The following is a 13,303-nucleotide window of genomic DNA, read 5'->3' as shown; positions in this document are numbered from 1 at the left end:
CATGAGTACGAAAGTCATCAGCCTGGTCTCGATCGGCGCCCACCCCAGCTCCGGCCGCGCCCGCCGCGCCGAGCAGGATGCCCGCGCCGTGGAGCTGGGCCTGCAACTGGCTGGGGATAACTTGCAGGTGGTGCATGCCGGCGATCCTCGCGAAGAGGCGCTGCGTGCCTACCTGGGCATGGGGCTGGAGCATCTGGATGTGCTGGAACAGCCTGCCGGCGCCGATGTGCTGGGCGTGCTCGGCGACTATCTGCGTGACGCGGGAGCACAGCTGGTGCTGACCGGCAGCCAGGCTGAAACCGGCGAAGGCTCGGGGATGCTGCCATTCCTGCTGGCCGAGAAGCTGGGCTGGCCGCTGGTGGTGGGGCTGGCCGAGGTCGAATCCATCGACAACGGCACCGCCCAGGTGCTGCAAGCCTTGCCAAGGGGCCAACGGCGTCGCCTGAAGGTGCGTTTGCCGTTGCTGGCAACTGTGGATAACGCCGCGCCCAAGCCTCGGCAATCGGCCTTCGGCCCGGCGCGACGTGGGGTGTTGGCGGCGCGCAACGTGGCGCTGATCGAGGATCCGCTGCTGGCCGAGGATGCCCTGCAACCGGCAAGGCCAAGGCCCAAGCGGCTCAAGGTGATCAAGGCCAAGAGTGGTGCAGACCGCATGAAAGCCGCCACGGCCAAGGCCAGTGGCGGGGGCGGCAAGGTGCTCAAGGATGTGTCGCCACAGGAGGGCGCAGAGGCGATCCTGAAGTTGCTGGTGGAGGAGGGTGTCCTGCGCTGACAGGCGGTAAACACTATCCACAAGCTGAAGGTGTCCAAAATCATTAGGCCAGTTCAGTTGCCACAGCCTGTAAATACAGCGCGGGCTGAAAGGGCAGCGTAAATCGTGTGGGAGCGGGTTTACCCGCGAAGCCGGCGGCGCGGTGGATGGCACCGGCTTCGCCCGTGTTCGCGGGCAAGCCCGCTCCCACAGGGATCGCGCCAGATTCTAAAAATTGATCAAGACAGTTGCTCCCACAGGGGCAACTGTTTGCGCTCCACCATAGCCGCGCTGATCCCTGTGCATAACTATCCTCGGAATCCAGCACGGCTGACATCGATTCGAACCCGCGCCGTCACTTGCCCACTGAATCTGTTTGCCAGGCTGTGTATAAAATGTTCGTGCATTGCCAGAGGCATTGAAATTAAAGGCCTACAGAGGATAGATCAAAAAATGCTCAGTTCGGTGAAAGGCACAACCCAACCGTAGTGCCAGTTACCAGCGAAGTTGCTCACAATCACTGTTGGTGGCCCTGTGGACAACATGTTTGGATTTTTCTACAGGCACTGAATCCATTGGGTTGGAGGGTGATGGCTGTTTTTTGATCATTCCTTCGTCATTGTGGCTAAAGTCTCGGAATAAAAGCGCTTCATGACGCTATCCACAGGCCCGCAAGATTCTGGGTCAGCCTTATCAACATTCTCTGTTGGTCCATCTGTGGAAAACGTGTTTGGTTCTGTCTGAACCCCACGCTTTCAAAGGCTTGTAAGCTGTTGGCTGTTTTTTGACCAACTCAGAAATCCCAGTCATTCAAACTACGTCGTCCGGTCTACTTGAGTGGCTGTGGATAAAAGCCCGCGATCAGGCACTTCCGGTCATGGAGACCTGGCATTTTTGTCAGTTATCTCAGCGCAACGGCAATGCTAGCTTGGTGCCAATCAGCCCATAGAGCACAAGCACATGGCCAGGAAATGTTTGCTCGCCGCAGACAGGCTGCAAAGCCCACATACAACGATGACTTCCTCAGGTCGGACACCGGTCGCCTACACACCCTACGGCTTGCGCCCCGCGCCGAAAGGGGCATCGATAACGGGGTTCACTGGCCAACTGCGAGAGGTCGAGTTGGGCTGTTACCTGCTGGGTAATGGCCATCGTGTTTTTAGTCCGTCTTTGATGCGTTTTTTTTCTGCTGATGTGTTGAGTCCGTTTGGGCTTGGTGGAGTGAATTGCTATGCCTACTGTCACGGTGACCCTATCAATAGGGTAGATCCTACTGGCCAACATGACGGCTGGGCTACGCACCAGATCACAATGGCTGCAAATGGATTAGCCTTAGGCCAGGTGGGGCTGGCAATTGCTAATCAATATATAGAGACAGGAAAAGTTAGTTTTGGTACAGGTGCTCGGTGGGGTGTAACGGGAGCTATTGCAGGGTGGGGTTTTTCCGCTGGAGTTCATCAGCGTAATAATGGCGATGAAGGAAGTGTCGTGGCGGACGTGACGACAGTGTTAGCCCCGGCACTGGCTTTCGGTGATGAACTCTATCGATTTGGGAGAAATATTTATCGCCGGGTGAGGGATCGTGTAGCGGCTCGCATTAATACGCTACCTGGATCTCCACATTCGGTAATAACCAGTGAGATGAATAGACGGGCTCCAAATAACGCAGAGTACAGGGCGAATACGGTGAAAGAGGCTGTGGAACTTAATAGGCAGTTACTTGCGGAACAAGATGGAGAGGGAGTTAATTACTTCCAGTTTCCTGAGGTAGGAGGTGGCGGGCAATTAAATGCTAGCGCCCCTAAAGAAGTACAGGCTTCAATCAGGGGGTAGGAGTTTGTTAGTCTGCTAAATATGTAGGTGGTCTGTTGTTCTGAGTATGGAGGTATAGCATGCGGGCATCGATTATCTTGGGGGGCGATCATCAGTTGAGTAAAGTGATAGCCCTCACTCAAGGAGCGTTGCAATGTATACCTTATACGCCCTATGGCTTTAGCCGGCCACAGGGTGGGGCAATGGTAATTGGTTTTACAGGGCAATACTTTGATGGTTGCTTGGAAGGGTATTTGCTGGGCAATGGTTATCGCGTGTATAGCCCATGGCTGATGCGCTTCAAGTCCCCGGATCGAGTAAGTCCGTTCGGACGAGGGGGGATCAACGGCTATGCTTATTGTGAGGGGGACCCTGTTAATTGGCAAGACCGTTCTGGATATCAAAAGGGTAGAACGGTGTCTATGCATCATCTGAATAAGTCTGGAGATCTATCAGATTATTTTGTTTCCGCGCTGCGTACAGTCGTTTCTTATGCAATTCCCGAGCAGAATAAGTTAGCACGTCGCAAAAGTGTCGTGGAGGGTAGAGTTGGGGATTCCGAATATTTTCTTGATCAAGCTAAAAAAAACAAGCAAGTCTATACTCCTGAATATCGTGAGCTTTTAATGCAACTTTCGCAGCTAGTTGTACATGATGACAGAATCGGGAGGAAAAAAGCCAGGTTTGAAAAGGTCGTAAATAATCTTAATGATTTAATTGGCAAGAATGAGGTGGCTAGATTCGAAGAACCTCTGAATGATAGCGGTATGATTCCAATCGGGACAGGGGATCAAGACGATGAGGCAAGCAGTTTCATAATTGATGAACGCCCTCGGCTAGGCACTTGGCCTTCAGCTGATATGAGCAGGCTTAGGCAAGGATTTCCGAATGGGTATGTTGATTGATTTTAGGCTGCATGAGCGAAGATGGTTTACTGGAATTAAGGGTGGGGAATACGAATGCCTCCTCCAAGACATTAGGGCTTAAACACCTGTGTGTCCGTATTTACCTTCCTGGCAGATGTGAGCAATCAGGTAACCAAAATAGTATCAGGACCACTCTCCACGCCCCATTGATACATTGCGCACAACCACCACAGGACATGGTGCATCAAATGGCTCTATTGGCAAGCGATAGACTGCAGAGTCCTCTCTTGGTTCAGCGTTCCACCGACAGGATAGCCGCAGCCTACACACCTTATGGACAACGAGCGCCATCCTCGTTCCCCACGGCATTGGGCTTCACCGGCCAGCCTTTCGAGCAAGCCCTGGATGGCTATGTGCTGGGCAGTTATCGCGTCTACAGCACCAGGCTCATGCGGTTCCTCAGTGCGGATTCGTGGAGCCCCTTTGGGGCGGGGGGAGTCAATGCCTATGCCTACTGTGCGGGGGATCCGGTCAATAGAAGTGATCCATCAGGTCATGTTGACCCTTACACTACGTTAAAAGCGGGCTTGTTTATGGTCGCCAATGGATTTTCAATTTTCGCGAATTTCGCGAGCTCGCCTCCAACAGATGCTTTGCGTGCCTGGCTGAGACGGCTGGGGGTCATCGCTGGGGGCGAGGCAATTGCAGCGCAGGGGGGGATTATAGTTGGATTTCCAGGCTCAGACGTGGGGGTTGTGGCTGGAACTGTTACTAACACTACAGTTACTATTGCCAATTTTATGCTAGATGCAGCTCAGCCAGAAGTTGATCTGGGAAATAATATTAGGCGCAATGGAAAGATTTTCTGTTGTGGAGTAGATGATAAAGAATTGGATGTTGAAGCTGGAGTGGCAGATGTGGCTGTCGTTAGGTATCCAGATAATGATTCGCAGTCTCAATATGTTGAATACGTAGACGAGAGGCAGCTGCAACAAAGTGCGGTGGGTGACGGTCGGCAGAGGAAATTAGGAGTTTATACAAGCCCCAATATAGGCATGGACTCAGGGTCGGCGTCTGGAAGTAGCCAGGGGGGGACTTCCCGGCAGCGAAGTTTCCAGAGAAAAATTACTGAGATACGTAATGCTTGAGCAAGCGCCAAAGGGCTGTGCTACAGCCCTTTGGGACAAGCCGTTGACCGTATCCTGCTGCTACCTCATTGAGCCTGCACTTCCCTCAGATAAGCCGCCGGCTCCGCCCCCAGATTGTTCAACAACCGCTGGCTATACCAGTCGATAAAATTCACCACCCCAAACTCATAGGTTTTCGAGTAAGGCCCCGGCTGGTACGCCGTGGAGTTGATGCCGCGCTGGTTCTCCTCCGCCAACCGCCGATCCTGGTCGTTGGTGGCGTCCCACACCTTGCGCATGTCCTCGGGGTTGTAATCGACGCCCTCCACCGCGTCCTTGTGCACCAGCCACTTGGTGGTGACCATGGTCTCCTGGGCGCTGATCGGCCACACGGTGAACACGATCATGTGGTCGCCCATGCAGTGGTTCCACGAATGCGGCAGGTGCAGGATGCGCATCGAGCCCAGGTCCGGGTTCTTGATACGGCCCATCAGCTTCTGGCAGGCCTGCTTGCCGTCCATGGTCATCGACACGGTGCCCTTGAGCAGCGGCATGCGCACGATGCGGTTACGCAGGCCATGGCTCTTGTGCAGGTACGGAATCTTCTCGGCTTCCCAGGCGGCGGCCGAGGCGGCGACGTGATCCTTGAATTCCTGGCTGGCGCGAGGGTCGTTGGTGTCGTCCCACTCCAGCAGGGTCTTCAGTAATTCGGGGTGCGAGCCGCTGCAGTGGTAGCATTCGCGGTTGTTCTCCAGCACCAGTTTCCAGTTGGCCTTCTCCATCAAGGTGGTCTGCACCGCCACCTTGGTGTTCTCCATGTCGTAGGGTTCCATGTAGTGGTCGAGGGTGGCGAGGAACTCGTCGATGGCCGGCGGGTTCTCGGCCAGGCTGATGAAGATGTAGCCGCCGGCCACCTTCACGTTCACGGGCTTTAGGCCGTACTGGTTCATGTCGAAGTCGGCGCCCATCTCGGTGCCGGCGAACAGCAGGCGACCATCGAGTTCGTAGGTCCACTGGTGGTAGTGGCAGACCAGCTTGGCCACCTTGCCTTTGTCGCTGACGCACAGGCGCGAACCGCGGTGGCGGCAGACGTTGTGGAAGGCGTGCACCTTACCTTCGGCACCGCGTATCACGATGATCGGATTCTTGCCGATCTGCAGGGTGATGTAGTTGCCCTTGGTCGGGATCTCGCAAACCATGCCGGCGATCAGCCATTCCTTGTGGAAGATCTCCTGCATGTCGATCTGGAACAGGCGCTCGTCGCAGTAGAACGGTTGCGGCAGCGAGTAGGTGCGCTCGCGGGTCTGCAGCATCTCGGCGGTGGCCTTGCGTGCAGGTTCCAGTGGATCGCCCAGGCTCAGGGTTGCGGTGACGTCCATCGTGTGGTCCTCGGGGCCGCGTGCGGCCGGCTGAAGTGGCTAATCGTTGTTGTAGTGCCGCAAGGCTGTTGTTCGCGATAAACAGCCTGTTGTTTTGCCGAGGAGTGTGCGTCCGGGCCGGGAAAGGACCATATCCACGGGCGACATGGCCGCATCGAATTCCGACGCGCCAACCCTTGTAGCGCGGGGCTGGTCGCGATAAGCACGCCGATGTCGCGGATGGGAATGTACGGCGCGGTGCGCTTGCGCATTATCGGAGCCATAAGAATGGCCGACAGTCGGCTGCTGGAGATGAACATGTCCGATACCTTCCTCAATCCGGTTACCACCCAGACCTGGGCCAATGGCCGCCACATCGTGCGTTGCGTCAAGGTCATCCAGGAAACCTGGGACGTGCGCACCTTCTGCTTCATGGCCGACCAGCCGATCATGTTCTTCTTCAAGCCCGGGCAGTTCGTCACGCTGGAGCTGGAGATCGAAGGCAAGCCTGTGATGCGTTCGTACACCATCTCCAGTTCGCCGTCGGTGCCCTACAGCTTCTCCATCACCGTCAAGCGTGTGCCGGGCGGGCTGGTGTCGAACTTCCTCCACGACACCATGCACGAGGGCGCCGAATTGCCGGTGCACGGGCCGGTGGGGCTGTTCAACGCCATCGACTTCCCGGCAGGCAAGGTGCTGTACCTCTCGGGCGGCGTCGGCATCACCCCGGTGATGTCCATGGCGCGCTGGTTCTACGACACCAACGCCAACGTCGACATGGTCTTCGTGCACAGCGCCCGCTCGCCGAAGGACATCATCTACCACCGCGAGCTGGAGCAGATGGCTTCGCGCATCCCCAACTTCAGCCTGCACATCATCTGCGAGAAGCACGGCTTGGGCGAACCCTGGGCCGGTTACCGTGGCTACCTGAACCAGCGGCTGATGGAGCTGATCGCCCCGGACTACCTGGAGCGCGTGATTTTCTGCTGCGGCCCGACGCCGTACATGAGCGCGGTCAAGCGCATGCTCGAGGCAGTCGGCTTCGACATGAAGAACTACCACGAGGAATCGTTCGGCGCGACGCCGCCTGAGGCCAAGGCCGACGCGGTGGAGCATGCCGAAGCCGCGGCCGATGCGCCGGAAGTGGATGTGGCCGACCTCAACCTGGTGGAGTTCGTCGGCAGCGACAAGAGTATCCGCGTGGCCCCGGGCGAGACCGTGCATGCGGCGGCGGCCAAGGTCGGGCTGATGATTCCCAAGGCCTGCGGCATGGGTATCTGCGGCACCTGCAAGGTGCTCAAGCTTGGCGGCGAGGTGGAGATGGAGCACAACGGCGGGATTACCGAGGAGGATGAGGCCGAGGGCTACATCCTGTCGTGCTGCAGCGTGCCGAAAGGGGATGTGCGGATCGAGTATTGATCCGGCACTGCAAAGCATCGCGGGGCAAGCCCGCTCCCACGCCAAACCTGAACCTGGCGTGGGAGTGGGCTTGCCCCGCGATGCGTTTGAGGATCAGGTGCGGAACCGCGCCACCAACCCGTTCAGATCCACTGCCAGACGCGATAGCTCCGCGCTCGCCGCGCTGGTCTGATGCGCTCCGGTAGCACTTTGCACCGACAGGTCGTTGATATTCACCAGGTTGCGGTCCACCTCGCGGGCGACCTGGGCCTGCTCTTCGGCGGCACTGGCAATCACCAGGTTGCGCTCGTTGATCTGCGCCACCGCGCCAGCGATGGTGTCCAGCGCCAGGCCCGCGCCACGGGCGATGTTCAGGGTCGACTCGGCGCGCTCGGTGCTGGTGCGCATCGAATCCACGGCCTGCTCGGTGCCGCCCTGGATGCTGCCGATCATCCGCTCGATCTCGCTGGTGGACTGCTGGGTGCGGTGGGCCAGGGCGCGCACCTCGTCGGCGACCACGGCGAAGCCACGACCGGCCTCGCCAGCACGGGCGGCCTCGATGGCGGCGTTGAGCGCCAGCAGGTTGGTCTGGTCGGCCAGGCCGCGGATCACATCGAGCACCTTGCCGATATCGCGGGACTGCTCGGCCAGGTGGGTGATCAGCTTGGCGGTGGACTGCACGTCGCCGCTCATGCGCTCGATGGCGCCCACGGTCTCCATCACCAGGTCACGGCCATCGCCGGCCGAACGGCTGGCTTCGCTGGAGGCCTCGGAGGTGCTTACCGCGTTGCGCGCCACTTCCTCGACCGCGCTGGTCATCTCGGTGACGGCGGTGGCGGCCTGCTCGATCTCGTTGTTCTGCTGCTGCAGGCCCCGGGCGCTTTCGTCGGTGACGCTGTTCAGCTCTTCAGCGGCGGAGGCCAGCTGGGTGGCGGAACCGGCGATCAGCTGCAGGGTGTCGCGCAGCTTGTCCTGCATCTTGGCCATGGCCTTGAGCAGGCGCGCGGCCTCGTCGGTGCCCTCGGCATCGATGTGGTGGGTGAGGTCGCCCTCGGCGATCTGCTCGGCGGACTTCAGCGCCTCATCGATGGGCTTGACGATGCTGCGGGTGAGCAGGAAGGCGAACAGCAGGGTCAGCACCGTGGCGGCCACCAGCAGGCTGATCACCAGGCCGAAGGCACCGCTGTACTGCTCGGCGGCCTGGGCGTTGGTGGCGCTGGTCTGGTCGGTGTTGATGCGCACCAGGGTGTCCATGATCTTGTTGATCTGCTCGGAGTTGTCCAGCAGGTCGCGGTTGAGCAGGTCGCGCAGGGCGTCGAGGTCGCCGGCCTGGCTCAGCGTGCGCATGCGTGCCTCGAGCTGGCGGTACTGGTTGAGCAGCAGGCCGTACTGGTCAAAGGCGGCTTTCTCGTCGGCGGCGGTTACCAGCGGCTCGTAGGCGCGGCGCGCCTTGTCGATCTGCGCGTTGCGCTCGTCCAGCAGGCGCAGGGTGTCCTGTTGGGTGGCCGGTTCGCGGTTGAGCAGCAGGCGGTAGGACAGGGTGCGCAGGCGCAGGTTGAGCGCGGTCAGCTCGTCGAGGGTCTTGATGCTGGGCACGCTGATTTCCTCGATGGTCACCCCGGCCTGGCGGATGTTGCCCATCTGGATCAGCGAGAACACGCCGAGGCCCAGCATCAGCAGGCCGATCACGGCGAACCCGAGCAGCGCGCGCGGCGCGATATTCATATTGCGTAAGGACATGGAGGCAGTTCCCAAGGCAGAAGAGGTGCCGCGATCCATGCGACGAAAGAAGACCTGCCTGCCTATCGGTCGTGACCGGCCAGTCTTGAGTCCGCAATGCAAAAATTGTGAGGCAGCTAACTATTTTCCTGACCAGCGGTTGATCCAGGTCGGAACAAGGGGGCCGATCCTGGGTCAACCTGAACCTGGCAAACACCTTTTGAATCCGATATTTAATGGCGGGGGCGGCAGTTTTTCCTTATCGTGTGCGCCCTTTGCAACAACCGAGATAGACGCATGTTGGAAACTTCCCTGAATCAACTCGAGCAACTGGTCAGCGACCTGATGCACAAGAACGCGCAACTGGCCGAGCAGAACGCCAGCCTCGGCCAGGAACTGGCCCAGGCCAAGGAAGAGAACGACAGCCTGCAGTTGTCGCTGATGGAGCAGGAAGAGAAGCACGGCGCCACCGCCGCCCGCATCCAGGCCCTGGTCGAGCGCGCCAGCGCGGGTGTCGTGAACGCATGAGACTGCAAGCGCAGCCGGTCAACGTCGTGTCGATCCTGGGCAACGACTATTCGCTCAAGGCGCCCGAAGGCCAGGAAGAAACCCTCTCCCAGGCCGTGCGCATGCTCAACGTCGCGCTGGCCGAAACCAAGCGCAACTACCCGACCCTGATCGGCGACAAGCTGCTGGTGCTGGCCGCGCTGAACCTGTGCTCCAAGCAGATCGAGCTGCAGCGTGAGCACGACAGCACCCTCGAGCGCACCCAGGCGCAGATCGACGCCACGGTCGATGCTATCAGCCGGACCATCGGCGACCAGTAAAGCGCTCAAGCATCCCCTGTGGGAGCGGGTTTACCCGCGAAGACGTCGGTGAAGCCACCATCGTCTTCGCGGGTAAACCCGCTCCCACAGTTGTTTTGTGCTGTCTCGGATCACTGGAATAACTGGATACTTAAGTGTATACACTTCCCGAAAAACAATAATTATCGGGGAGTGGGACATGCGTATCTGGCGGCGGAGCATCCAGTGGCAACTGATCGCGAGCATGGGCGCGGCCCTGCTGGCGAGCATCCTGGTGGTGGCGGCGATCTACACAATGGCGCTCAACCGCCTTACCGAGCGCTACCTTGTCGACACGGCGTTGCCGGCCAGCGTCGAGGCCATCCGCAACGATATCGAGCGCATGCTCGGCCAGCCGCTGGTGGCGGCGGCGGACATCGCCGGCAACACCCTCTTGCGCGACTGGCTGGCCGCCGGTGAAGCCCCGGCCGAGCTGCCACGCTTCATCGAATACCTGGACGCGGCCAAGCAGCGCAACCACGCCTTCACCACCCTGTTCGCCTCGACCGTCACCGGCCACTACTACAACGAGAAGGGCCTGGACCGCACCCTCAGCCGCGCCAACCCCAAGGACAAGTGGTTCTACGGCTACATCGACAGCGGCGCCGAGCGCCTGATCAACATCGATATCGACGGCTCGACTGGTGAGCTGGCGCTATTTATCGACTATCGGGTCGAGAAGGACGGCCAGCTGGTCGGCGTCGCCGGCATGGGCCTGCGTATGACCGAACTGTCGAAGCTGATCCACGATTTCAGTTTCGGCGAGCACGGCAAAGTGTTCCTGGTGCGCAATGACGGCCTGATCCAGGTCCATCCCGACCAGCAGTTCAGTGGCAAGCGCCAACTTGCCGAGCAGTTGGACGTCGAGGCGGCGAAGGCCGTGCTGGTGGGCGGTGAAGGCCTGCGCAGCAGCCGTTTCCAGCGTGATGGCGAGGATTACCTGGCCCTGGGCCTGCCCCTGCGTGACCTGAACTGGACCCTGGTGGCCGAGGTGCCGGAAGCCGAGATCTACGCCCAGGCCCGCCAGGCCATCTGGCAGACCTGCCTGATCGGCGGCGGTGTGGCGCTGCTGTCGCTGTTGCTGGTGGTGCTGCTGGCACGCGGGTTGGTGCGGCCCATTCGTCAGGTCACGGCGGCGTTGGTGCAGATCGGCGGTGGCGCGGGTGATCTCAGTCATCGCCTGGACGACTCGCGCCAGGACGAGCTGGGAGACCTGGCCCGCGGCTTCAACCGCTTCCTCGACAGCCAGCGCGGCCTGATCGGTGAAGTGCTGCGCACCACCGAGCGCCTGCACTTGTCGGTGGAGCAGGTGACCCAGGTGGTGGACAACACCGCCGAGCGCTCGGGCCGTCAGCAGGAAATGACTGAGATGGTCGCCACCGCCGTGCACGAGATGGGCCTGACCGTGCAGGACATCGCCCAGAATGCCGGCTCCGCCGCCCATGCCTCGCAGTCGGCGCGCGACGAGGCGTTGCAGGCGCGGGAGGTGGTACGCCGTTCCATCCACAACATCGAAGGCATGTCCGGCGAGATTGGCCGCGCTGCCGAGGCGGTAACGCAGCTGGCGGACGAGGTCGCCTCGATCGACGAAGTGCTGGCGGTGATCCGCAGTATTTCCGAGCAGACCAACCTGCTGGCGCTCAATGCCGCCATCGAAGCGGCGCGGGCCGGCGAGATGGGCCGGGGTTTTGCCGTAGTGGCCGATGAGGTGCGGACCCTGGCGCGGCGCACCCAGGTATCCACCGACGAGGTGCAGCAGATGATCCACCGTCTCAAGCAGGGCGCGGGCACCGCCGTGGCGTCGATGCAGGCGGGACAGCAGGCGACCGGTAATGGGGTCGAGTCGAGCCAGCGTACAGGGGCTTCGCTGGGGGCGATCACCGATCAGGTCGAGCGCATCAGCGGCATGAACGAGCAGGTGGCCACGGCGACCGAGGAGCAGTCGGCGGTGACCGAGGAGATCAACCGGACGGTGCAGGGGATTTCCGACCTGGCGCGGCAGACGGCCAGCGAAGTGCAGGGGTGTCGCGAGGAGTGCCAGGCGTTGCGTGGGCTGGCTGATGATCTGGCGCGGCAGATGGGTGGGTTCAGGCTTTAGATCGATGTTGGATTCTTCGCGGGTAAACCCGCTCCCACAGGTTGATCACTGCCCTTGAAGACGGTGCCGTACCTGTGGGAGCGGGTTTACCCGCGAATACGATCTGTCAGGCGCCGAAAATGGCGCGGATATCCGCCGCCAGCTCCCGCACCCGGGCTTCCTGGGTATCCCACGAACACATGAACCGCGCCCCACCGCTACCAATGAAGGTATAGAATCGCCAGCCTTTGTTGCGCAGCACCTCCAGCGCATGCTCCGGCATCTGCAGGAACACCCCGTTGGCCTCCACCGGGAACATCAGCTCGACTTCCGGCAGATCGCTCACCAGCGACGCCAGCAACTGCGCGCAGTGGTTGGCGTGCTTGCCATGGCGCATCCACGCGCCATCCTCCAGCAGCCCGACCCACGGCGCCGACAAGAAACGCATCTTCGACGCCAGTTGCCCGGCCTGCTTGCAGCGGTAGTCGAAGTCCTCGGCCAGGTCGCGGTTGAAGAACAGGATCGCCTCGCCGACCGCCATGCCGTTCTTGGTGCCGCCAAAGCACAGCACATCAACCCCGGCCTTCCAGGTCAGCTCGGCCGGCGAGCAGCCGAGGAACGCGCAGGCGTTGGTAAAGCGCGCGCCGTCCATGTGCAGGTTCAGGCCCAGCTCCTTGCAGGTGGCGCTGATCGCCTTGAGCTCGTCGGGGCGATACACGGTACCCACTTCGGTGGCCTGGGTGATGGTCACCACGCGAGGTTTGGGGTAGTGGATGTCCTGACGCTTGAGCGCCACTTCGCGGATCGACTGGGGCGTCAGCTTGCCGTTTACGCTGGCGGCGGTCAGCAGCTTGGAGCCGTTGGAGAAGAACTCCGGCGCGCCGCATTCGTCGGTCTCGACGTGGGCGGTCTCGGAGCAGATCACGCTGTGGTAGCTCTGGCACAGCGAGGCCAGGGCCAGGGAGTTGGCGGCGGTGCCGTTGAAGGCGAAGAACACCTCGCAGTCGGTCTCGAATAGCTTGCGGAAGTATTCCGAGGCGCGTTCGGTCCACTGGTCGTCGCCGTAGGCGCGTTGGTGGCCGTAGTTGGCCTTTTCCATCGCGGCCCAGGCTTCGGGGCAGATGCCGGAGTAGTTGTCGCTGGCGAATTGTTGGTTGTTGTCGGTCATGACGCCTGTCCTTTTGTACGACGCAGGATCGCACTCTAAACCATCGATTTGGCGGTTGCCTATGTAGGAGCGGCCTTGTGCCGCGAAAGGGGCGCGAAGCGGCCCCAGGATGTATGGCATGGCACAAATCGTCGGGGCTGCTGCGCAGCCCTTTCGCGGCACAAGGCCGCTCCTACAGGGAT

The 13,303-nt window shown here is 60.4% G+C and carries 11 protein-coding genes and 1 pseudogene; 9 read left to right on the top strand and 3 right to left on the bottom strand.

All coding sequences use genetic code 11. The features are described from left to right. The first annotated feature begins 1 nt into the window (after position 1). The 4 genes from PRtIB026_RS01445 (at position 2) to PRtIB026_RS01430 (ending at position 4,577) form a co-directional block, all read left to right on the top strand. On the top strand, positions 2 to 772 hold the full coding sequence (locus PRtIB026_RS01445) for an electron transfer flavoprotein subunit beta (RefSeq protein ID WP_203649739.1): 771 nt from the start codon (positions 2 to 4) through the stop codon (positions 770 to 772). 939 nt (positions 773 to 1,711) lie between these two features. After that, a complete protein-coding gene (locus tag PRtIB026_RS01440) occupies positions 1,712 to 2,584 on the top strand; it encodes an RHS repeat-associated core domain-containing protein (protein ID WP_203649742.1) in 873 nt (290 codons plus the stop codon). A 59-nt stretch (positions 2,585 to 2,643) separates the two neighbouring features. Beyond that, positions 2,644 to 3,468, top strand: a complete 825-nt coding sequence (locus PRtIB026_RS01435) for an RHS repeat-associated core domain-containing protein (RefSeq protein ID WP_267813421.1) — start codon at positions 2,644 to 2,646, stop codon at positions 3,466 to 3,468. Between the two features lie 11 nt (positions 3,469 to 3,479). Continuing rightward, complete coding sequence (locus PRtIB026_RS01430) at positions 3,480 to 4,577, top strand: RHS repeat-associated core domain-containing protein (protein ID WP_203649746.1); 1,098 nt, start codon at positions 3,480 to 3,482, stop codon at positions 4,575 to 4,577. A gap of 65 nt (positions 4,578 to 4,642) precedes the next feature. Here the strand turns inward: PRtIB026_RS01430 and gbcA are convergent, their stop codons facing one another. Next, positions 4,643 to 5,935 carry a glycine-betaine demethylase subunit GbcA gene (gene gbcA, locus PRtIB026_RS01425; protein ID WP_186712615.1) on the bottom strand — a complete coding sequence of 431 codons (1,293 nt, stop codon included), beginning with the start codon at positions 5,933 to 5,935 and terminating at the stop codon, positions 4,643 to 4,645. 297 nt (positions 5,936 to 6,232) lie between these two features. On the opposite strand from gbcA, the gene gbcB reads away from it, so the two are divergent. After that, positions 6,233 to 7,333, top strand: a complete 1,101-nt coding sequence (gene gbcB, locus PRtIB026_RS01420; RefSeq protein ID WP_050703446.1) for a glycine-betaine demethylase subunit GbcB — start codon at positions 6,233 to 6,235, stop codon at positions 7,331 to 7,333. 93 nt (positions 7,334 to 7,426) lie between these two features. On the opposite strand, the gene PRtIB026_RS01415 is transcribed toward gbcB, so the two are convergent. After that, positions 7,427 to 9,052: a methyl-accepting chemotaxis protein gene (locus PRtIB026_RS01415; RefSeq protein WP_203649748.1), complete on the bottom strand. Its 1,626-nt coding sequence runs from the start codon at positions 9,050 to 9,052 to the stop codon at positions 7,427 to 7,429. A gap of 276 nt (positions 9,053 to 9,328) precedes the next feature. On the opposite strand from PRtIB026_RS01415, the gene PRtIB026_RS01410 reads away from it, so the two are divergent. The 4 genes and pseudogenes from PRtIB026_RS01410 to PRtIB026_RS26515 all read left to right on the top strand — a co-directional run bounded on the left by PRtIB026_RS01410 (position 9,329) and on the right by PRtIB026_RS26515 (position 11,974). Further along, the gene (locus PRtIB026_RS01410; RefSeq protein ID WP_028688440.1) at positions 9,329 to 9,559 is read left to right on the top strand and encodes a hypothetical protein; all 231 of its coding nucleotides are present in this window, start codon (positions 9,329 to 9,331) and stop codon (positions 9,557 to 9,559) included. Beyond that, a complete protein-coding gene (locus PRtIB026_RS01405) occupies positions 9,556 to 9,858 on the top strand; it encodes a cell division protein ZapA (RefSeq protein ID WP_203649751.1) in 303 nt (100 codons plus the stop codon). Before PRtIB026_RS01410 ends, PRtIB026_RS01405 begins: the two co-directional genes overlap by 4 nt. A 178-nt stretch (positions 9,859 to 10,036) precedes the next feature. Beyond that, positions 10,037 to 11,062, top strand: a pseudogene (locus tag PRtIB026_RS26520) (PDC sensor domain-containing protein); the annotation flags it as partial. A gap of 174 nt (positions 11,063 to 11,236) precedes the next feature. Beyond that, the gene (locus PRtIB026_RS26515; RefSeq protein ID WP_420713649.1) at positions 11,237 to 11,974 is read left to right on the top strand and encodes a methyl-accepting chemotaxis protein; all 738 of its coding nucleotides are present in this window, start codon (positions 11,237 to 11,239) and stop codon (positions 11,972 to 11,974) included. A gap of 106 nt (positions 11,975 to 12,080) precedes the next feature. Here PRtIB026_RS26515 and PRtIB026_RS01395 read toward each other — a convergent pair whose 3' ends face one another. After that, complete coding sequence (locus tag PRtIB026_RS01395) at positions 12,081 to 13,121, bottom strand: low specificity L-threonine aldolase (protein ID WP_203649755.1); 1,041 nt, start codon at positions 13,119 to 13,121, stop codon at positions 12,081 to 12,083. Between the last annotated feature and the right edge of the window lie 182 nt (positions 13,122 to 13,303).

This window comes from Pseudomonas sp. RtIB026 (assembly GCF_016861355.2).
Taxonomy (GTDB): domain Bacteria; phylum Pseudomonadota; class Gammaproteobacteria; order Pseudomonadales; family Pseudomonadaceae; genus Aquipseudomonas; species Aquipseudomonas peradeniyensis.
This window is presented reverse-complemented; position numbering and strand designations above follow the sequence as displayed.